Genomic DNA, 23109 nt, shown 5'->3' with positions numbered 1-23109 from the left:
ACGCTCACGCACGAGCAGGGAAAGGCGATTCGACCCATGTTTGATGCCGAGTCCGTCCGGACACCCGCGACCGGGATAGCCATCACCGGTCCGCAAACCGGCATCTGGCTGGCCCACCAGATCGAGCCGGGGAGCTCGGCCTACAACATCGCGTTCTTCCTGGAACTGCGGGGCGACGTCGACCTCGACCGCCTGGCCGCCTCCGTGCGGCGAGCGGTCGAGGAGGCCCAGTGCCTGCACGTGCGGATCAGCCCCGAGGAAGGAGGAGCGCGTCAGGTACCCACGCGGGGTCCTGTCGACGTCCTCCGCGTCGACCTGCGCGGCGCGCCGGATCCGGATGCTGCTGCCGCTGAGTGGATGGACGCCGATCGCGACCGGTCCGTCGACCTCACCCGTGGCCCGCTGTTCGCCCAGGCCCTGCTCCGGCTCGAGAACGACCGCGTCCTGTGGTACCAGCGGTACCACCACATCGTCATGGACGGCATGGGCGTCGGGCTGGTCTCCCGCCGGGCCGGCGAGTTCTACACCGCCGACGGCCCGGCCGGTGACACCGACTGGGCGCTGTCCCGGTTGGCGGACGCCGACCGGGCGTACCGCGACTCCGAGCAGTGCCGGACCGACCGCGCGTACTGGCTGAGCAGGCTGGCCGACCGGCCCGAGCCCGTCCGCCTGGTCGAGCGCTCGGAGACGCCGATGGTGCGGCGGGAGCGGCGCACGGCGGAGCTGTCCCCGGAGCGCACCGCCCGGTTGCGCGTCGCCGGCGACGGCGCGGGCATAGGACTGTCCCGCCTGCTGGTCGCGGCCGTGGCCGCCTACCTGCACCGGGTCACCGGCGAGCCGGAGCTGGTCCTCGGACTGCCGGTCACCGCCCGGGCGGACGCCGGGTGGGGCGACGTCCCCGGCATGGTGTCCAACGTGCTCCCGCTGCGCGTCGCGGTCCGCGGGGACATGACCTCCGCCGAGGTCGCGCACGCGGTACGGCGGGAGATCGCCGAGGCCGTCGCGCACGGGCGCTACCGCGCCGAGGACCTGGCCCGGGACCTGGGGCTGACGGACGGTCTGCCGGAGCTCGTGGGGCCGACGGCCAACGTCCTGCTGCCCCTCGGCGAGGGGCTGCGGTTCGGCGACCACGAGACCGACCTGTGTCCCGTATGGCTCGGCCCGGTGAGCGACCTGGCGGTCACCGTCAGCGAGTCCCGAGCGGGCGAGAGCCTGCGTATCCACTTCGACGCGGATGCGGCCGTGTGCGACCAGCAGACGCTGGTGGACCACGAGCGCCGCTTCCTCATGCTGCTCGATGCGATGGCCGAGGGGATGGATCGCCCCATCGGTCACATCGAGCTGGTCGCCGCTGCGGAGCGGGCCCGGCTGCTGGAGGTGTTCGGGGCCGCTCCGCGCGACGTCCCCGAGCTGTCCTGGCCTGCCGCGTTCGAGCAGCAGGTGCGTCACGCGCCGGACGCCGTCGCGCTCGTGTGCGAGGACCGGGACCTGTCCTACGCGGAGCTCAATGCCGCCGCGAACCGGTTGGCCCGCCTCCTGATCGCGAGGGGCGTGGGCCGCGAGCACGTCGTCGCCGTGGCCGTGCCCCGCTCGCCCGAGCTGGTGGTCTCCCTCCTGGCGGTCATGAAGGCGGGGGCTGCGTATCTCCCGCTGGACGCGGACCACCCCCAGGACCGGATCGCGTACATGCTGTCCGACGCCGGCGCGCGCACCGTCGTCACGACCCGCGAACTGGCCGGTGAGCTGCCGCAGCTGCCCGGCATCGAGCAGCTGCTGCTGGACGACCCGTCCGTGGCAGCCGAGTCCGCCGCGCTGGACGACTCGGACATCGGGCTGCCGATCGCCCTGGACCAGGCCGCGTACGTCATCTACACCTCGGGCTCCACCGGCCGCCCGAAGGGCGTGGTCGTCTCCCACGACGGAGTCGGCAGTCTGATCGCGACGGCCACCGACCGGATCGGTATCGAGGCGGACAGCCGCGTCGTGCAGTTCGCCTCGGCTGGCTTCGATGTGACGGTCTGGGACCTGATCATGTCGCTGTGCGTCGGCGGCCGGGTCATCGTGGTCCCCACCGAGCGCCGCGTCGCCGGACACGCTCTGACCGACTACATCGCCAAGCACCAGGCCACCCACATGATCCTGCCGCCGTCGCTGGTGTCGGCGCTGCCGCAGGACTGCGAGCTGCCCGAGGGCGCGGTGCTGGTCGTGGGTACCGAGGCGGTGCCGAGCGAGCTGATCGCCCGCTGGTCCCGGCGGCTGCGGGTGGTCGTCGCCTACGGCCTGACCGAGGCGACGGTCAACTCCACGCTGTGGCCCGCCGAGCCCGACTGGCAGGGGCCCGCACCGATCGGCCGGCCCGACCCCAACACCCGTGCCTACGTATTCGATTCGGCGCTGCGTCCGGTTCCTGTGGGCGTCGAGGGTGAGCTGTACGTCGGCGGGCGCGGTCTGGCGCGCGGCTACCTGGGCCGGCCGGGGCTGACCTCGGAGCGGTTCGTCGCCGACCCGTTCGGGCCGGCGGGTGCGCGCATGTACCGCACCGGCGATCGCGTCCGCTGGCGCGAGGACGGCAACCTGGAGTTCCTCGGCCGCGCGGACGGCCAGCTCAAGATCCGCGGGCACCGGATCGAACCGGGCGAGATCGAGAGTGCGTTCATGGCCTGCCCGGGCATCGCCCAGGCCGCCGTCCTCGTCCGGGAGGACCACCGAGGAGTGAAGCGCCTCGTCGCCTACCTCGTCGGGGACGGCGGCGCGGACGGCGACGCCTCTGTGGCGGCGGCGCGGGCGCAGGTGGCGGACGGATTGCCGGACTACATGGTGCCGTCGGCCGTGGTCCGTCTGGACGGCCCCCTTCCGCTGACGCCCAACGGAAAGCTGGACGCCCGGGCCCTGCCGGCGCCCCAGTGGACGGCCATGGGCGGCGCCGACGCGCCGACGACACCGGCCGAGGCCGCTCTCGCCACGCTGTTCGCCGAGGTCCTGGACCTGCCGTCGGTCGGCGTCCACGACAGCTTCTTCGAACTCGGCGGTGACAGCATCGTCGCGATCCAGCTGGTGCACCGCGCCCGCGAGACCGGGCTGGCGATCACCCCCCGTGACGTGTTCCGGCAGCGAACGGTGGCGGCGCTCGCCCGTGTCACCGAGGCCGCGGACGTGCCCCAGCGCGAGAACGACGCGCTGCCCGCCCCGTTCTCCCTCGTGGCACTGACCGATGCCGAGCGCGCCGAGTGTGCCTCCGCCGTCCCGGATCTCCTCGACGTCGTACCGGCGACCCCGCTGCAGGAGGGCTTCTTCTTCCACGCCTCCGTCGACGAGGGCGGGGCCGACGGCTACGCCGTGCAGGACACCCTCGAACTCGCCGGTGACGTGGACGCCGAGGCCCTGCGGGCAGCCGCGCAGCGTCTGCTCGACCGTCACCCCCTGTTGCGCGCCGTCTTCAGGCAGCTTCCGGACGGCCGGATCGTGCAGCTCATCGGTGGGCGTGCCGAGCTGCCGTGGCGCTTCGCCGATCTGTCGGGACGCGACGTGGCGGAGCAGTCCACGGTCGCTGACGAGATCGCGGCGGAGGAGCGGGCCGAGGGATTCGACCTCGGAGTCCCGCCGCTGATGCGGGCCGCGCTGATCCGGCTGGGCGAGCAGCGGTCCCTCCTGGTGCTGACCATGCACCACATCGTCGTCGACGGCTGGTCGGTCTCGCTCGTCATGCGGGAGCTGCTGGACGGCTACCGCCCCGCCGCCGCCGCCGCACGCCCGGAGCCGGTCGCGACCTACCGGGCCTACGCGGGATGGCTCGCCGGGCGCGACCGGGAGTTGGCGATGAGCGCGTGGCGGGAGGCCATGGCGGGCCTGGACACCCCGGCCAGGCTGCCCGTACGCGCAGGGGACGTGAGCCCCAGTCAGGTCGGCAAGGTCACCGTGGAGCTGTCCGCGCAGGACACGGCGGCGCTCATGGCGCGCGCCCGGCAGCTCGGCCTGACTCTGAGCACCATCGCGCAGGGCGGGTTCGGGCTGGTGCTCGGCGATGTGGTCGGCTCGCACGACCTGGTCTTCGGGACCACGGTCTCCGGCAGGCAAGCCGCCGTTGAGGGCATCGAAGCGCTGGTCGGTCTGCTGATCAACACCGTACCCGCTCGCCTGCGGTGGCGCCCGGAGCAGCCGCTCGCCGAGGTCCTCGCCGGGTTCCAAGAGGATCAGGCCGACCTGCTGGACCACCAGCACCTCGGACTCGCCGACATTCAGCGGGCCGTCGGCCAGGGCGAACTCTTCGACGCGCTGGTCGTGGTGGAGAACCTGCCCGACGCGGGCGAGCCGGCCGATCCGGCGGGGCAGGTCCGCATCGTCGGATCGCACATACGCGACGCGGTGCACTACCCGCTGGCGCTCACCGTGCTCCCTGGGGAACGACTTGAGCTTCGGCTCGAACACGATCCCACCCGGCTGGACGCCGCGGCTGCCGAGCGGCTCGCCGCCCGGCTGCGGGCGCTGCTGGACCAGGTGATCAACGACCCTCGGCTCCCGGTGGCACAGCTGGCCACAAGGCCGGCCGACGAGCTGCACGGGACCCTCGACCGGCTTACCGGAGACGTACACCCGCTGCCCGACGCCACGGTGCACGATGCGTTCGCCGAGCAGGCACGGCGTACCCCCGACGCGACCGCGCTGGTCCACGACAACCGGCACACCACCTACGCCGAGTTGGACGCGCGGGCCGAAACACTCGCCCACCGGCTGTTGGCCCAGGGCGTGACGGCGGGCGCCGTTGTCGCCGTCGCCGTACCCCGCTCGGCCGACACCCTGGTCGCCCTGCTCGGCGTGATGAAGGTGGGTGCGGCCTATCTGCCGGTCGACGTGGACTACCCGGCCGACCGGGTGCGCTACATGCTCGCCGACTCCGGGGCGCGGACCGCCGTCGCGACCGAGGAGTCCTGGGCGCGGCTGCCCGAACTGGAGGGCGTGACGCGGGTCGTCGTCGGTCGGGGCGAGGACGAAGCCGCCGTGCCCGTGTCGGCACGCGCCGCTGTCCACCCCGACAGCGCCGCCTACCTCATGTACACCTCGGGGTCGACCGGTCGTCCCAAGGGCGTTGTGGTGACGCATCGAGCGATCGTCGGCCAACTGTCCTGGACCGCCGAGCGGTTCGGGTTCGGCCCTGGCGAGCGGGTGCTGCACCAGTACTCGACCAGCTTCGACCCATCAGTGCAGGAGATCTTCGCCCCGCTGCTGACGGGTGCCACCGTGGTGATCGCCAGGCCGGACGGTCACCGGGACCCGGCGTATCTCGCCGAGTTGATCCGACGCGAGCGGGTCACCAATGTCGATCTGGTGCCCTCCCTGTACGGCGCGCTGCTCGCCGAGGAAGAGGCCGGTCAGTGGTGGGCGAGCCTGCGCAGGGCGTTCAGCGGTGGAGAGGCTCTGCCCGTTCCGCTCGCGCGGCGCTGGATGGAGCGCACCGGGGTCCCCCTGTTCAACGTCTACGGGCCGACCGAGGCCGTCATCCAGGTCACCAGCTGGGAGGCGGGTTCCGAGCCGGGTGAAGAGGGCACCGTACCCATCGGACGCCCGGTGTGGAACACCCGGCTGTACGTCCTCGACCGGTACCTCCGCCCCGTCGCGGAGGGAGAGCCGGGCGAGCTCTACATCGCGGGCGCGCAACTGGCCCGCGGTTACCACGGGCGCACCGCACTGACCGCGGAGCGCTTCGTCGCCGATCCCTTCGGTGGCCCGGGGGAGCGGATGTACCGCACCGGAGACCTGGTGCTCTTCAGTGGAGACGGTGTGCTCACCTACCTCGGGCGCACCGACCACCAGGTCAAGATCAGGGGAAACCGGATCGAGCTCGGTGAGGTCGAAGCCCGGCTGCGCGACGAGCCGGCCGTCGGCGATGTGGTGGTCGTGGCCCGCGATGACGACCGGGGAGTCAAGCAGCTGGTGGCCTACCTGGTCCCTGTCGCCGGAGCGAACCTGGACGTCGCGGCCGTACGGGACGCGCTGAGCGGTTCGCTTCCCGCACCTATGGTGCCCAGCCACTTCGTGCGGTTGGACGCGCTGCCACTGACGCCGGGTGGGAAGATCGACCACAAGGCCCTTCCCGCCCCGGAGGTCCGGCAGCGCCAGGGACGTACGGCGCGCGAGGGCCGCGAGCGGCAGCTCTGCGCGATCTTCGCCGACGTGCTCGGGATTGACGAGGTCGACGCGGACGAGGACTTCTTCGTGCTCGGCGGAGACAGCATCCTGTCCATGTCGGTCTCCAGCCGCGCCCGCAAGGCCGGCCTGCCGATCAGCCCCCGGGACGTGTTCGAACACCGCACGCCGGCCGCGCTGGCAGCCACCGTCACGGGCACGGAGGAAGCCGCACCTCCCGCAGTCGCCGATTCCGACGGAGTGGGCGACGTACCGCTGCTGCCGATTGTCCACCAGCTCCGCGAGGACGGCGGATCGATCAACCGCTTCAATCTGTCGATGCTGCTGCAGGCGCCCGCCGCCGCGGACGCCGACGCGCTGGCGCGAGTGCTGCAAGCGGCCCTGGACCACCACGACGGCCTGCGGCTCACGCTCTCCCGCATGGACCTCGGCCCGGCGATTCCGGCGCTGTGGTCGGCCCAGACGCTAGCCGTGGGTTCGGTGGACGCGGCCGCGCTGCTACGGCGCGTCGACGTACGCGATCTCGACGACGCCGGACTCCGCACGGTGATCGCCGAGGAGTCCGACAGCGCGGCCTCCCGGCTCGACCCCGACAGCGGCGTCATGCTGCAGGCGGTCTGGTTCGACGCGGGCGCCGACCGACCGGGCAGGCTGCTCCTCGTCGTCCACCACTTGGTCATCGACGGCGTGTCCTGGCGCGTGCTGCTCGGGGACCTCGCCACCGCGTGGGAGGCCGTCTCGCGCGGTGAGCGGCCCGTCCTGGAGCCGGTGCCCACGTCCCTGCGGCGGTTCGCACGAGCCGTCGCCGAGCAGGCGACCTCGCCGCAGCGGCAGGCCGAACTGCCGTACTGGGCCAAGACCCTGGCACCCGGAGCCGAACTGGTCGCTGGTGCCACCCGTACCGGAACAGCCGGTTCGGCCCGGGAACACCTGGTGTCCCTGTCCGCCGCGGACACCCAGGCGCTGCTCACGGCGGTGCCCGCCGCGGCCGGAACCGATGTCACCGAGGTTCTGCTCGCTGCCCTGCGCCTTGCTGTGTCGCGCTGGCGCGTCGAGCGGAACGGCGACTTGCCGGTGGACGGCGACCTGCTGGTGGATCTCGAACGTCACGGACGCGACGGGGCGGACATGGACCTGTCGCGCACCGTGGGCTGGTTCACCAGCCTCCACCCCGTACGGCTCCCCGCCGCCGACGACGCACTCGGCGTGCTCAAGCTGGTCAAGGAGTCCGTGCGGTCGGCACCGGACTCCGGCGCCGGGTACGGCATGCTGCGCTACCTCAACCCGCAGCTCGCCCCCGTCTTCGCCCAGCTGTCCAGCGCGCAGGTGCTGTTCAACTACTTCGGCCGGCTCCCCGCCGAGCAGACCCGTGACTGGGCGCCCGCGGTCGAGGCCGACGCACTGTCCGTGGAACCGGACGCCGACCTGGCCATGCCGTACCCGCTGCAGGTCAACGCGGTGTGCGCGGATACCCCCCACGGCCCCGAGCTGCGCGCCACCTGGACCTGGCCGGAGGGCGACGCGCTCACCGAGGATGACGTGCACGGCCTTGGCCGTGCGTGGGCCGACGCGCTGCGCGACCTCGTCACGCGGACGGCCGAGCCCGGGTCCGCGCCCGCCCTCACCCCGTCGGACGTGCCGCTGGTCCGGCTCACCCAGGCCGACATCGACCTGATCGAAAGCCTCAGCCCAGCCCCCGTCGCCGACATCTGGCCGCTGTCGCCGCTGCAGGAGGGCATCCACTTCCACGCCAGCTACGACACGTCTGCGCTGGACGTCTACACCGCACAGGACACCTTCGACTTCGGCCACCGCCTCGACGCCGTGCGCCTGCGCGCGGCGTGCGCGACCCTGTTGCGCAGGCACCCGAGCCTGTGCGCCGGTATCACCAGTGACGGACTCCCAGAACCGGTGCAGTTCGTTTGCCGCGCGGCGGAGCTGCCCGTGCCACTGACCGAGGTCGACCTGACCGGCCTGAGCGACGAGCAGCGACAGGTACGGCTCGCCGAGATCGCCGATGCCGACCGGCGGCAGCGCTTCGACCTGGCCGCGCCCCCGCTGTTCCGGCTCAAGCTGATCCGGCTCACCGAGAACACCGACCGCCTGATGCTCAGCCACCACCTGGTGGCCTGGGACGGCTGGTCGCAGTCTCTGTTCCTCGACGAACTCCTTGAGTTGTACGCAGCGGCAGGCGAGGACACCGCGCTGTCCGTGCCCGGCAGCTACCGCGACTACCTGAGCTGGCTCGACGGGCAGGACTTCGACGCGGCCCGTGAGACGTGGCGGCAGGCGCTGGCCGGGCTCGACGAGCCGACGCTCGTGGCCCGCGAGCGCGGAGACGAGCCGACCATCCCGCGGCGCCGCACCCTCGCCCTCGGCCGCGAGCTGAGCGACGAGCTGAGGGCATCCGCCCGTGAGCACGGGCTGACCATCAACGCGGTGCTGTCCGCCGCGTGGGCGCTCGTATTGTCCGCGACCGTGGGGCGCCACGACGTGGTGTTCGGCGCCACGGTCGCCGGACGGCCTGCGGACGTGTCCGGAGTGGACTCGGCGATCGGCATGTTCCTCAACACGGTGCCGCTGCGGGTCACGCTCGACCCCGACGAGCCGGTCGGGGACCTGCTGCGCCGTATGCAGTCCGAGCGGGTCGCCGTGATGGACCACGAGTACCTCGGCCTGGCCGAGCTGCAGCGGGCCGGCGGCCACCCCACCCTCTTCGACACCCTGTACGTGCTGCAGAACTTCGCCGACGAAGGCGCGTTCCGCCGGCTGACCGCGCGGCACGGCATCATCGGCGTGGGCAGTGTGGACGCCACCCACTACCCGATGACCCTGATCGTCAACCCGGCCGAGGTCGTCCAGGCGAAGCTGGAGTACCGCCCGGACCTGGTCGACGACGAGCAGGCCGCGGCTGCGCTGGAGCGCTTCGGCAGCCTGGTGCAACGGCTGATCGGCGATCTGTCGGCGCGCGTCGGCTCCCTGGACCTGCTGCTGCCCGGCGAACGGGAAGCCCTCGTAGCCGAGTGGACGAGCAGCCGTGACTCCGTGCCGAACGAGACCGTCGCCGACATGCTCGCGGCGCAGGTCGCCCGTACCCCGGACGCGGTGGCGCTGGTGTTCGGGGAGCGCGCGCTCACGTACGCCGAGCTGGACGCGCAGATCAACCGGCTCGCCCGGCTGCTGCTGGCCCGCGGCGCTGGACCGGAGCAGGTCGTCGCCCTGGCGCTGCCGCGCTCCATCGAGATGGTCGTGGCGCTGTTCGCGGTGCTGCGCACCGGCGCCGCGTACCTGCCGCTCGACCTCGACCACCCCGCAGACCGGCTGCGCCTGATGGTCGAGGACACCGGGCCCCTATGCCTGCTCTCCACGACCGAGGTCGCCCCGGTCCTGCGAGGGGAGTCGGGAGCCCTGGCCCCCGAACTCCTGCTGGACGACCCGGCCGTGGGCGCCGAGCTGGCCGGCCTGCCGGGCGGTGAGGTCACCGACGCCGAGCGGCCTGCGTTCGCGCACGACGTGCCGGACCGGCTGGAATACCCGGCCTACGTCATCTACACCTCCGGCTCGACCGGCAAGCCCAAGGGCGTCGTCACCCCGTACCGCGGGCTGACGAACATGCAGCTCAACCACCAGAAGGAGATCTTCGACCCGGCGATCGCCTCGGCGGGCGGACGGCGGCTGCGCATCGCGCACACCGTCTCCTTCGCCTTCGACATGTCCTGGGAAGAACTGCTCTGGCTCGTCGAGGGACACGAGGTCCACGTCTGCGACGAGGAGCTGCGCCGCGATGCCGAAGCCCTGGTGGCCTACTGCGACCGGCACCGCGTCGACGTGGTCAATGTGACGCCCACGTACGCCCAGCTGCTGATCGAGGAGGGTCTGCTCGACCAGGACGAGACCACCGGCAAGCACCGGCCCGCACTGGTCCTGCTCGGCGGTGAGGCCGTGTCCGACGCGGTGTGGACCCGACTGCGCCGTACTGAGGGCACCTACGGCTACAACCTGTACGGGCCGACCGAGTACACGATCAACACGCTCGGCGGGTCCACCGTGGACAGCCCGACACCGACGGTCGGCATGCCGATCCGCAACACCCGGGCCTATGTGCTCGACGCGATGCTGCGCCCGGTCCCGCCGGGCTGCCCCGGCGAGCTGTACATCGCCGGAACCGGCCTGGCCCGCGGCTACCACGACCGGCCAGGCCTGACGGCCGAGCGGTTCGTCGCCGACCCGTTCGGCGCCCCTGGCGAGCGGATGTACCGCACCGGCGACCTGGTCCGGCAGCGGCCGGACGGGCTGCTGGACTTCCTCGGCCGTACCGACGACCAGGTCAAGATCCGCGGATACCGGATCGAACTGGGCGAGATCTCCTCGGCCCTGGCCACGCACCCCGAGGTCGCGCACGCCGCCGTCGTCGTGGCGGAGACCGCCGGTACGAAGCGCCTGGTCGGCTATGTCGTACCGGAGGAAGAGGCGGAACAGGGCGAGGCGCTGCTCCAGCGGCTGCGCGAGCATCTGAAGGCCGGTCTGCCCGACTACATGGTTCCGGCCGCGCTGGTGGCGGTGGAGACGCTGCCGCTGACCGTCAACGGCAAGCTCGACGTCAAGGCCCTCCCCGCCCCGGACTTCGCCGGGCCGAGCACCAGCCGCCCGCCCCGGTCACCGCAGGAGGAGACGCTCTGTGCGCTCTTCGCCGAAGTGCTCGGACTTGCGGAGGGTAGCGTCGGAATCGACAGCAACTTCTTCGACCTGGGCGGCCACTCACTGCTGGCCACCCGGCTGATCAGCCGCGCGCGCACCGCGCTCTCGGCCGAGCTGGCGATCCGGGATCTGTTCGAGGCACCGACCGTCGCCCAGCTGGTGGAGCGTGCGGTCGGCTCGGACGCCGCCGCCCGCCCGGCGCTCACAGCCGGCGAGCGGCCCGCCGAACTGCCGCTGTCCCACGCCCAACAGCGGCTGTGGGTCATCCAGCAGATCGAGTGCACCTCGGCCGCGTACAACTTCCCGCTGGTGATGAGGCTGCGCGGCACCCTCGATGTGGACGCGTGGCGGGCCGCGCTGGCCGATGTGACGGCACGTCACGAAGCGCTGCGCACGGTCTTCGCCGAACGCGACGGTCAGGCCTTCCAACGGGTCCTGCCGGTCGAGCAGGCGCACCCGGTGGTGGAGTGCGTCCGCGCCACCGAGAACGAGGTGCGCGGCATCATCGACACCGCCATCAACCGCCCGTTCGACCTCGCCGCCGAGCTGCCGCTGCGGGCGACGATCGTCGAGGTGACGCCCGAGGACCACGTCGCCATCCTGCTGCTGCACCACATCACCACCGACGAGTGGTCGGACCGGCCCTTCCTGCGCGACCTGGCCGCGGCCTACGCCGCCCGCCGGTCCGGCTCGGCACCGACGTGGGAGCCGCTGCCCGTCCAGTACGCCGACTACGCGCTGTGGCAGCAGCGGCTGCTCGGTGACCCGGCCGACCCGAAGAGCCTGGCCGCCCGCCAGCTGGAGTACTGGCGTACGACGCTGGAGGGCGCTCCCGAGGAGATCGAGCTGCCCACCGACCGGCCCCGGCCGGCACGTCCGGCCTTCTCCGGAGCCGAGCTCGACATCGAGTTCGACGCCCCGGCGTACCAGGGTCTGAAGCGGCTGGCCCGGGAGAGCGGCGTCAGCATGTTCATGGTGGTGCACGCGTCGGTCGCCGCGCTGCTGAACCGTATGGGCGCCGGCCCGGACATCCCCCTCGGCTCGCCCATCGCGGGGCGGAGCGACGAGGCACTGGACGAACTGGTCGGCTTCTTCGTCAACACGCTCGTGCTGCGGACCGACCTCAGCGGCGACCCGAGCTTCACCGAGCTGCTGGCGCGGGTCCGCGACACCGACCTGGCCGCGTTCTCCCACGCGGACGTGCCGTTCGAGTCCATCGTCGAGAAGCTGAACCCGACACGCTCGCTCGCCCGTAACCCGCTGTTCCAGGTGATGGTCGGCTACCACAACCGCACTGGCGACGAGCTGGAATTGCCCGGGCTCCGGGTGGAGTACGTGCCGTTCCGGATCCGGTCGGCCAAGTTCGACCTCGTCTTCAGCTTCACCGAGCACGTGGCGGCCGACGGGGACGAGGGCACGCTCAGCTGCCGCCTGGAGTTCGCCACCGAGCTGTTCGACCAGGAGACCGCCGAGCGGCTCGGCGACCGGCTCCGCAGGCTGGTCGCGGCGGTCGTCGCCGAACCCGATCAGCCGGTCTCCCGAGCGGAGGTACTCGCCGCCGACGAACGGCAGCTGGTGCTGGAGCGCTTCAACGCCACCGCGCGGGCGGTCGACGAGTCGTCACTGCCGGACCTGTTCGCCCAGCTGGTCGCCGAGCGTCCCGAGGCGGTGGCCGTCGTGGAGCGGTCCAGGTCGCTGAGTTACGCCCAACTGGACGCCCGGGCCAACCAGATCGCACGGCTGCTCGCCGCGCGCGGGGTGAGCCCCGAGAGCGTGGTCGGCGTGGCCGTGCCGCGCTCGGCCGACATGGTCGCGACAGTGCTCGCCGCGCTCAAGCTCGGCGCCGCGTTCCTGCCGCTCGACCTGGTTCACCCCGCTGACCGGCTCGCTTACATGATCGAGGACTCCGGGGCCGCGCTCGTCGTCGGCACCGAGCCGGTGGCGGGGAAGATCCCCGAGGTGGCCGGCGTGCCCGTGGTGCTGCTCGACGCTCCGGAGGTCACGACTGAACTCGACCGGCTGCCCGAGTCCGCGGTGGACGGTCTGCCGGTCGGCCTGGACCAGGCGGCTTACGTGATCTACACCTCCGGTTCGACCGGCCGGCCCAAGGGCGTGGTCGTCCCACACGAGGGCATCTCCAGCCTGGTCGCCACCGCGGTCGACCGGATGGGCCTGCAACGCGACAGCAGGGTGCTGCAGTTCGCCTCGATCGGCTTCGACGTCTTCGTGTTCGAACTGTCGATGGCGTTGTGCCACGGCGGCCGGCTCGTGCTCATATCCGACGAGGCGCGCGTCGCCGGACCCGCGCTCACCGACTTCCTCGCGGACCAGCGGATCACCCACATGATCCTTCCGCCGTCCCTGGTGTCGGCGCTGCCGGCGGGCTGCGAGCTGCCCGAGGGGTCCACCATCCTGGTCGGCACCGAGACGGTGCCGCCGGACCTGTTCGACCGATTCGGCTCCACGGCCAACCTGATCTGCGCGTACGGTCTGACCGAGGCGACGGTCAACTCCACGCTGTGGCCCGCCCGGGAACACGGCGGGCGGCCGACCGGCCGGGTGCCCATCGGCCGACCGGACCCCAACACGGTCTGCTACGTGCTGGACGCCAACCTGCGCCCGGTCCCGCCGGGTGTGGTGGGCGAGTTGTACGTCTCCGGACGCGGCCTAGCCCGCGGCTACCTCGGCAACGCGGCGCTGACCTCCGAGCGGTTCGTCGCCGACCCGTTCGGGCCGCCCGGCGGCCGGATGTACCGCACGGGTGACCGCGCCCGCTGGCGCACGGACGGCAACCTCGACTTCCTCGGCCGGGTCGACAACCAGGTGAAGATCCGCGGCTTCCGCATCGAGTTGGGCGAGATCGAGGCGGCGCTCGCCGGACACCCCGCGGTCAGCCAGGCCGCCGTGGTGCCCGACCGTGACGGCGACATTGTGCGCCTGGTCGGCTACGCCGTTCCGGAGAGCGGCCCCGAGGACGGGGAGCTCGACCCGCAGGCGCTGCGTACGCACGTTGCCGGCCTGCTGCCCGAGTACATGGTGCCCGCCCTCGTGGTGCCGCTGGACGGTCCGCTGCCGCTGACTCCCAACGGCAAGGTGGACCGAAAGGCGCTGCCCGCACCGGACTGGTCCGGGATGACCGGTGACGCCCGCCCGGCCACCGAGACGCAGGCTCGCCTGGCCGAGCTGTTCGGCGAGATCCTGAAGCTGGAAGACGTCGGCATCCACGACAACTTCTTCGCGCTGGGCGGCCATTCGATGGCCTCGATGCGGCTGCTCGGCCGGATTCGCTCCGAGTTCGGCGTCGAGTTGAGTATCCGGGACGTCTTCGACTCGCTGACCGTCGCCGGCATCGCGGCCAAGCTCGACGGAGCGTCGGCCGCCCGGCCGCCGCTGCGCCCGGTCGAGCACCGCGCGGAGGGCGACACACTGCCGGTCGCCCCCGTGCAGCGGTGGCAGTGGGCGTCGTACCGACGGCACCCCAGCTTCGACCACGCACTCGTGCTGCGCTCGCCCGGAGAGCTGGACGCCGGTGCGCTCGCTGCCGCACTCGGCGACGTGGTGGCACGGCACGAACCGCTTCGCACGGTCTTCACCGAGCGGAACGGAGTCGTCCACCAGCAGGCCACCGAACCCCCGGCCCTGGCCCTGGAGCGGTGCGCCGACCTGGACGCCCGACTCGCCGAACTGGCCGCGCAAGCCCCGGACCTGTCACAGGAACCGCCTCTGCGGGCCCGGCTGCTCACCGATGCGGACGGCAGCCAGGCGGTGCTGCTCACCATGCACTACCTCGCAGTGGACGAGTGGTCGGTGGTGCCCCTGTTCCGCGACCTCACTACGGCGTACGCAGCCAGGACGCACGGCCAGGAGCCCGAGTGGGAGCCGCTGCCGGTGACGTACGCCGACTACGCCCACTGGGCCCATGAGGTGCTCGGCGACCTCACCGACCCCGACAGCCTGGGTGGGCGGCAGCTCGCGTACTGGCAGCAGACGCTCAACGACATACCGCGTGAGCTGGCGCTGCCGACGGACCGGCCACGTCCCACCGCACCCGGCCTGCCCGACTGGAGCGGTGACTACGTCGGCTTCGTCCTCGACGCGCAGCTCCATGCCGACATGGACAAACTCGCCCGGGCAACAGGCACCAGCATGTTCATGGTCCTGCACTCGGCACTGTCGGCACTGCTCACCGCACACGGCGCGGGCACCGACCTGCCGGTCGGCACCATGGTTGCCGGCCGTACCGACGACCAGCTGGCCGATCTGGTCGGCTGCTTCTTCAACACCGTGGTGCTGCGCACCGACACCGCGGGGGACCCGACCTTCGCGGAGCTGCTGACCCGGGTGCGGGAGACGACGCTCAGCGCCCTGGACCACCAGGACATCCCGTTCGACGAGGTTGTACGGGTGACCGGTCTGCCCCTGGAGGGACCGCAGGTCATGGTGATCCACCATGAGCAGGCGGACCTCGGGGAGCTGGAGGGCGGCATGGGCTTGTTCCACGCCGTGCCGACCGGCTCGGCGAGGGCGGAGCTGACGCTCAGTTTCTACGAGCCGCGCGGCGATGGCCCGGTGCACTGCGAGTTGATCCACGCGACCGAGCTGGTCGGCCACGCCAAGGCACGGCAGCTCGCCGACGAATTTCTGGTGCTGCTGCGGAACGTGGCAGCCCACCCGGAGCAGCCGCTCTCGGAGCTGTTCACCGTAAAGTCCATGAGGAGTGACGACGCATGACGACCAACCCGTTCGAGGACCCGCAGGGCCGCTTCCTGGTGCTGGTCAACGACGAGAACCAGCACTCGCTGTGGCCGTCCTTCGCCGAGGTGCCGGCCGGGTGGCGGACCGCCTTCGGCGAGGACACCCGGGAGGCCTGCCTCGAGTACGTGGAGGCCAACTGGACCGACCTGCGGCCTGCGAGCCTGATCGCGCAGCAGGGCTGACCCCGGCTGAAAGAAAGTCGCCGCCTGCGGTGAGGAATGATCCTCACCGCAGGCGGTGACGCGCGTTCAGCCGCGCGGCGGGAAGGCGAAAGTGGCGGGTGGGAAGAAATCCACGCCATCGCTCCGTCTGCGTAGCAGGACCGCCTGACGCCGCAGGAGGGGCCGGTCGTTCCCCGGCGGAGGTCAGTGGCGAGGGGCATTCAGGAGCATGAGGTCGAATTCCGGGCTGTCGGGGGTGTTGCGGTAGGGGCCCGCGTACTTGTGGCCGAGTCGGGCGTAGAGGTCTCTGCTGCGCTGGTTGGAGGGCAGGGCGAGAAGCGAGGACCACGTTTCGGTGCCATGACCTTCAGAAGCGCCGCATGGAGCTAGGAGCCGATGCCTTGGGATTGCCACGGCGGCCGTACGGCGAGCTCGCACAGCTCCATCAGCGCTTGCGGGTGCCTTCGGGGACCTGGTCGACGAGATCCGGTCCGAACCAGTAGTCGGCGGGTGTTCGGGACCCCGCGGTCCTCGATCGTCGCCACGGCGCAGTCCCCTGCCGTCCCCAGGTGGGATCGCGCCCGCGGCGCAGTCCGACCGAGCTGGGCCGACGGTGACGCGGCTCCTTCGCCCACGCAGGCCAACCGCCCAGCCGCAGGCGGGCCGTTCTATGGGGCTGTCAGTTCCGTCGCAAGATCAACACCGCCGCTCCGGCGGTCACAATCGTGGCGAGCAGCCAGCCCAGGATGACCAGGGCGAGGGCTATCCACTGGGAGGCACCGGAAGTGCGCCAGGCGGCTTCCTGGCCGAGGTCGAGGACGGGCAGGAGGAGATCCAGGGTGTAGATGAGGGGCTCCCAGTGCGGCGCCTCGTCGGGCTTGAGGGGAGGCGGGGGATGGTTGGCGAACCATACCGAACCAGAGACGCACAGGGCGCTCAGCCACAGGAGGGCGCGGGCGGGCAGATATCCGTAGCCCAGGGCGATGTCTTGGATGTGCTCCCAGACCTTTAGCGTCAGTGGCAGGTCCCGGCGTCCTCGACGGAGCTTGGCAAGGAGAACGGTGTTCGCGTCGGAGTACTCACCCGCTGCGCGCAGGGAAGCGGCGAGGCGGTCGTACGGCTCGGGGGAGTATTCGGGGGTGGCGGCGTACAGCCATTCCAGGCGGCGGGTCAGGGGGAAGTGGTCCACTGGGATGAGGGTTTCATAGGTGAAGCCGCGCAACTCGAGCCCGCCTATGCTTGGCCAGCTCTGGGCGCTGTCGACCAACCGGCCCACAACGGCGTTGCTGAGATCGACGCGGCCGCGTCCCGGTGGCTCGGGGGTGAAGCGCAACTCCGGAGCCTGCACATTACGCAGCGACAGTTCCTGGTCCATTTCGAACATCAGCCGGAGCTTCTCGAGGACTAGCGCGCCGCCGAAGGTGGACCCGTCCAGACGGAGGTTGCCTTGGACCGAGGGGCGATGAGTCGGCTGCGGCCATCCGGATAGCTGGGGGACTCGACATCTGGGGCGAACACGAGGTTCTCCTCGACGACGAGTCGAGGCGCGTTGAGCGCCGTACCTTGCGGATTGCCCAGCCTGCATGCGCGCAGACTCATGCTGCCGCCGACGCGTGCGCTTCTCAGGCTCAGCTCACCCGTGACCTCGAGCCAGTCGGCGTTCAGATCCTGGGTGACGTTCATCCCGTCGGCATCCAGCGCTTTGCCGCGTTGGTTAGGGCCCAGCCGCAGATGCTCCAGCGTGAGATCCATGCCGATACGGGCCTGCGGCAGCGCCAGGCCTTGCGGCACATCGCAGTTCTTCAAACTCAGGTCGCCCTCCGTGACCAGCCGCGTCGCGTCCACACGCGGCACAGGGCACCGGTCGATGATCAGGGTGCCCGCCCGGCAGTCGACGAGCCGAAACGGCTGCTCCAGGCGATAGTCTTGTAGGTCGAATGGGACGGTGATCTCCGAGTTCGATAGGTCGAGTTCGCCGGTGATCCGGCAGCCGATCATCTTCAGCGCCGCTGCCCTGCCTGGCTGCGCGGGTGGGCCGTTCAGCAGCAGAAGCGCGATCACCTGGGCGCGCACGGCTCGTTCGGGGCCCCAGGTGCGGTCACCGCCCGGGTCATCCTCCGCCGGATCTCCCGTCCGCAGATCATGCTCGGTGCCGTTGCGGTACGCCTGCCACAGCCCCCGCTCCGCTGACGTCAACTCCAGCTCCGCCGGCGGCTCCCCGTCATCCTGCGCTGCCACCCGCAGCTCCCTCCCTGTCGAGCTTCTCCATCTGCGACCACAGTGTCCCTACTCCGAGCGAGTGATGCGGGTGGAACGCATACGGCGCCTGAGCCAGTGTGTTGAACCTTCGGGCGAAGCGCTCTTAACCTCATGCATCTCAAGCGGCCGCTGACCTGCTGCGTTGAGGTTCGAGAACACTCAGCCATGCGGCTCGCCCCAGACGGCGGTACCGGGACAGCCGGCGCGCCGACCGTTGATGGACGGCGTGGTCACGTGCCGGGCGGTGGCGGGGACAACGGGCGTGTGCAGCATCCGCACCGCTGCAGGTGAACATCCCAGGTGCCGGCTGGCCGTCCATGCCTGCTGGGGCGTGCCGCTGGCTGGGCAGTGAGCCTGCGGGCTTCGCTGGTAGCTGAGGGGGTCATCGCAGGTGCGGGGGGATCAAGATGCGCGGGATTTCGGCGGGCGAGAAGGGATGTCCCTGGTGGCGGGCTTTGGGACAAAGGGGCGTGGGCGAGATTCTCGGCGGTTGCGGCTGGTGGCTATCGCTGCGGGAACGCTGGCGGCCGCAGGGTTGGCGACCACGGCCTTCGCTGTAGGAAGCGGTGACGATGATGGCGCCGCCCGTGTCGAAGATCGCGGGGATGTGCAGATAGGGCTCTTCACCGGGGAGCACCCTATGGAGGACTGGACGCAGGAGGAGATTGTCGAGCGTCTGCGGCAGGCGGATCCCATGATGCCGGGGGTGGAGCGAGAGTAACGGGCGCAATAGCAGCATGGGCGGGAAGAGCGCCCCCAGTTGCTGGGGGCGCCCTGTGGTCTTTCGTGCCGCTTGGGTCAGTTATTGATGGAGGAGAGGACCTGGCTTCGCTGGCGTGCTCAGAGGAGTACAGGTGGTTGTCCGCCCATGCTCCGCTGCTGGTGGTGTAGCGGTGGCTGTTGACCCCCACGATCCGAACGTTGCCGGTGGCGATGCCGGTGACCATGGGGCCGCCGCTGGCGCCGTGGCCCATGTCGCAGTTCATCCTCAGCCGCTCGTCCAGTAGGTCCCAGGGCCCGCCGTCGACGGTGTTGCCGCGGCAGTACATCAAGTACTCGCCATCGCCGAAGTCGGAGTCTGGGCGGTTGTAGCCGTCTGCCGGATAGCCGTAAGAGTGCACGTCGCTGTAGGCGGGGCCATCGCTGAAGTTGTAGCCGTAGGCGCCGATCGCATCCTGGAGGTTGCCGTAGAGCAGGTCCTTCTTCACGATGAGCGCGCCCAGGTCGGAGGAGTAGTAGTCGGAGTAAATGGCCCACTTCGACGGGACGATGACCCGGTCCTGGAACCACCAGCCCCAGGGCGTCAGACCGTTCTTGTAGGCAGGGATGAAGACGAAGTTCTTGTAGAAGCCGCCGCCCTTACCGGCGTGGAGGCAGTGGGCCGCAGTCCAGACCGCGTTCTTGGTGTTCGAGACGATCACCGAGGCGCTGCAGCTGGCGCTGCCCCCAGGCACATCGAACAGCAGCTTGCCCTGTTGCCCGGGTCGGCCACGAAACAGAGTACGGAACCGGCTCGGAGCGGGACACGGTCGTCGACGCAGCGGCCATCTGAGCCTGGTTGGCAGTCAGTTCCTTCGGAGGCACCGCATCCGCCGAGACATTGAGCACTCGGGGGGTGTGGGGTTCCGAACTGGGCCACCGTGCTGACGTGCGGACTTCCCTCCAGACACTGCGGCGAGCTGGACCACTGGCCGAGGCCCGCGGCAGCCCCACGCGGCGCCTGCCCCTGCCTGCGTCCTCTGGTCAGGTGACGCACTCCTTGGTGGTGCGGCGGGCTGGTCCACCCCCGCCTCGTGGGAGTGGTGGGGCAGGGCGCGCATGTGCCGACGCCGCCACGGCTGCTCTCGCCGTGGCGATGTTCCGTGATATCCGTCGGAAGCGCCGACGGGCGTCGAGGGTCTGCCGCACAGGGCCTCTGGCTGGCGGAAGCACTGGCCAGAGGCCCAATTGCGGTCAGGATCCAAAGGGTTGCCTTGCCGCGGAGAGGTGGCGCGGGCGGCAGCCGCGCGCGTCAGCCAGGCCACTCCCAGGACATACCGTGTATGCCAGCCGGGCATTTCGTGGGCAGCATGTGCGCTGTGTGAGAGACGTCCAGTGGGATCCGGTGGCGGTAGCGTCTTTCCGCGCCGATCCGTTCGAGGTAATAGGGGTGACAGCTCACCGGGAGGGCCGCCGGGTGGAAGTAGACGTGCAGCAGGAACTCGCGCAGACTGACCCGGGTGCGGCGCTCGTGGTGCGTGGAGATCTCCCGGCTCGGGCCAAGCGTGATGGCGTAATCGACCACCATGGTCTCGTTCTTCGCCAGTTTCCGGCCGAACAGGATGTCCGCCACGATGCTGCGCAACTCTGGCAGGAAGCGCACGGTACCGAGCTTCCCGCAGCGGACGGACACGTCGATCGACTCGGTCGCGTTGTCGTCGATGCTGTGCACGACGGTCATCCGGCTGGCACCGTCACGGGTGGCCCGCAGTACCTGGTTCACCGCCATCTCGCGTATGCACCGGTGCTCGTCCAAGCGCACGGTCTCATGGATGGCGAGCGAGCTGACATCCTCGTTGAAGTGCGCGAACTCCTCACCGAGTGCCCTTTCCACGACCGAGTTCTCGCCGAAGACGCGTTGTGATGCGGTCAGGTCCTGGGGACCTGACACTGCCCGACCGCGGGGACGGTGCGGTCCGACCAGGGAGCGGAGAGTCCCCTCAGGGAGGACGAGGATGGTCTCCAGGGCGTCCACGGCGCGCAGCGACAGAGCCCGTTCCGGTTGGCTGCGTCCGCATTGCCAGTAGCTCAGCGTCGCCAGACTGATGGTGATGCCCCGGGCCTCGAGCCGGTCCCGCACCCGTTCCAGGGAGAGGCCACGCCGCTGCAGCGCTTCCCGGAAAACTGCCGCGAACGTCGGTTCCGCCGAGGTTTGGGAAGGAGGGAAGGAGGTGGTGTTCTGATCAGCGGAACCGCTCGCGGTGGCGGCGGTGCGGGCGGCGCTCTGGCTGCGCGCGCTGGCCGTGCGTGCACCGCCGCTGGTGGCTGCGATTGCGGGGTGTCCGCTGGTGGCGGTGCGGCGGCTGAGAGTGGTCGCGGTGGTCGAGACGGGGGTGTTGGTGTCGGTCGCGGTGGCGGGGTGGGGCTGGGAGTCGCCCTCCGGTGCGGCAGTGGCCAAGTGCGATGGGCGGTGAGCGGGTCTGTCGCTTTGTTCGCTTTCGTGGGGCGCCTTTGTCATGACGTCTCCGGGTGGGGGTCGCACGGTGTCACGGTGCCCGCTCCGGCACCCGCCGGACCCGGCTGCCCCGGACCGCGGGTGCCGCCCGGGAGTCCGCGTCGTACGTCGTGAGTCGGCGCTCGGCAACCAATTCCGGCCATATGCCAGCCAAGCGGGGCCGCTCAGCCTATCCGGCGAGCGGCCCCATGTCCCCTGGTGTGCGTGCGTGCCTCAGTTGGTGTTGAGGGCGAGCCCGTAGTGCGACAGGGCGTCGTCGAGCGGCTGGAAGTACGAGGTCCCCCGGGAGTTGACCCCTTGCCTGCACCGCTGTCTGACCGGCCCGCCCGAGGTCATGCCCTGGGCCTGGTTGCCCGAGATGTACGCGCCGCCGCTGTCGCCGCCCTCGGTACACACGGTGGAGCTGCCGAGGCCGGAGACGACCGTGTTGGGACCACCGTTCTGGTCGATGTAGGTGACGGTGACGTTGTACGAACTGACCTGGCCGCAGGTCCAGCCTGTGGTCTGGCCCGACTTGCACAGCGCGGCACCCGGTGCCGCACGCGTGCTGCCGCTGACCGCGATGTTGCCCGCCTGGCCCCAGGTGCCGACCGCGGTGGCTATGGAGTCGTCGGAGTCCATAGCGGCTATGCCCATGTCCACACTGGACGTGCCGAGCGCGAAGCGGGTGTGCGTGCCCTTGGCGAAGTGCGAGCCGTCGTAATACAGGTCCGGTAGGTCCTCGATGCAGTGGCCTGCGGTCACCAAGTACTGCTTGCCCGACGCGTCGCGGGCGCCGTAACCGACCGAGCAGATATAGCCGTTGAACGTCATCCGGCTGCCCGGGTATATCACGGCCTGCGGGGCCAGGGCCTGCCGGCCACGTACGACGCGGACGGCGTCGCCGTGAGCCTTCGCCGCCCTGAGGAAGGAACGGGCCGCTGCGCTCTTGTCGCTGTTCACCTCCACCGTGACTATGTCGGAGGCGAGGTCGACCGACCAGGCGGAGACACCGGTGGGCACCCGCTTGGCAGCCTTGGCGTCGAGTGCGGCCTTGATACGGTCGAGGGCGGACTGGCCCTGCGCCGGCACCCGGGCGTTCAGACCCGCGTCCTCGATCTCCGCAGCAGCCTTGGCGTTGGGCGCGTTGACCGTGAGCACACCTTTCTTGTTGAAGAACGCGCCGTCTGCCTTGATCCCTTTCCTGCGCAGCTCGGCGAACCGGCGCTGCTGCGCGGCTTGCCGGTCCAGACGGTCAACGGCGGCCTTCTCGCTGACGTCGAGGGACTCGGCCAGAGCCTTGACCATCTCCGGCTGGTAGCGCGGGGCGGAGGGAGCCGAGTCCTCAGCCTGCGCAATGGTTACGACAGAAACCGAAAGCAGGGCGCCGACAGCAGCGGCAATGAAATACTTCCGGGAAACTCTCACAGCGTTTCCTTCCGATTGCAGCACAAACACCAAGGCAGGGAAAATGGAGAAACGCGGCCGAAGCGCAACGCGTTTCCCGAGGAGGTGCTTGCCTGGCGGCGCAGGTGGGGGCCGGTCGCCGCGCACCAAACCTTGACGTAGCCGCTGCTTTCGACGCAAGGGTTCATCACAGAGGCTTTTTCAACAGAGTTGCGAGAATACTGTTAATGTTGAACTACTGTGACGGGCTCATCAACTGAGCGTGGGCCACGCGCATCACGCGTCATATCGACAGGTGGGGGCTGCTCGCACACGATCGGACGCGGTTCCGCCACGCACGCCTCGTGGCCTTCTGGGCATATCTCGTGGTCCCCGTAGGACAGCAGTAGTACACCGATCTGCAGAGGTCATAGGAGGCGTCGGCGAACCCCTTACTCCAGCGGTAGTTCGCTACTTTTGCTGGTCAGGTTCGGGTTGTTGGAGTCTGCTGGCTGA

The 23109-nt window shown here is 70.5% G+C and carries 7 protein-coding genes; 2 read left to right on the top strand and 5 right to left on the bottom strand.

Features of this window, described 5'->3' with window-relative positions; all coding sequences use genetic code 11:
• The first annotated feature begins 36 nt into the window (after positions 1-36).
• Together ACTWQI_RS03435 and ACTWQI_RS03430 are read left to right on the top strand one after the other, a co-directional pair.
• Entirely contained in the window at positions 37-15570 is a 15534-nt protein-coding gene (locus ACTWQI_RS03435; protein ID WP_443267284.1) for an amino acid adenylation domain-containing protein, read from the top strand.
• Positions 15567-15776 (top strand): MbtH family protein, encoded by a 210-nt coding sequence (locus tag ACTWQI_RS03430; protein ID WP_443267282.1) that lies wholly within the window; start codon positions 15567-15569, stop codon positions 15774-15776. Before ACTWQI_RS03435 ends, ACTWQI_RS03430 begins: the two co-directional genes overlap by 4 nt.
• 658 nt (positions 15777-16434) lie before the next feature.
• On the opposite strand, the gene ACTWQI_RS03425 is transcribed toward ACTWQI_RS03430, so the two are convergent.
• The 5 genes from ACTWQI_RS03425 to ACTWQI_RS03405 form a co-directional block, all read right to left on the bottom strand.
• On the bottom strand, positions 16435-17139 hold the full coding sequence (locus ACTWQI_RS03425; RefSeq protein ID WP_443267280.1) for a hypothetical protein: 705 nt from the start codon (positions 17137-17139) through the stop codon (positions 16435-16437).
• Between the two features lie 20 nt (positions 17140-17159).
• The gene (locus tag ACTWQI_RS03420; RefSeq protein ID WP_443267278.1) at positions 17160-17993 is read right to left on the bottom strand and encodes a hypothetical protein; all 834 of its coding nucleotides are present in this window, start codon (positions 17991-17993) and stop codon (positions 17160-17162) included.
• A 659-nt stretch (positions 17994-18652) separates the two neighbouring features.
• Positions 18653-19435, bottom strand: coding sequence for a hypothetical protein (locus ACTWQI_RS03415; RefSeq protein WP_443267276.1), 783 nt, complete (start codon positions 19433-19435; stop codon positions 18653-18655).
• Between the two features lie 590 nt (positions 19436-20025).
• Positions 20026-21171, bottom strand: a complete 1146-nt coding sequence (locus ACTWQI_RS03410; RefSeq protein ID WP_443267274.1) for an XRE family transcriptional regulator — start codon at positions 21169-21171, stop codon at positions 20026-20028.
• Positions 21172-21441: 270 nt separating this feature from the next.
• On the bottom strand, positions 21442-22635 hold the full coding sequence (locus ACTWQI_RS03405; RefSeq protein WP_443267272.1) for a S1 family peptidase: 1194 nt from the start codon (positions 22633-22635) through the stop codon (positions 21442-21444).
• Between the last annotated feature and the right edge of the window lie 474 nt (positions 22636-23109).

This window comes from Streptomyces sp. KR80, assembly GCF_052245555.1.
GTDB lineage: Bacteria > Actinomycetota > Actinomycetes > Streptomycetales > Streptomycetaceae > Streptomyces.
This window is presented reverse-complemented; position numbering and strand designations above follow the sequence as displayed.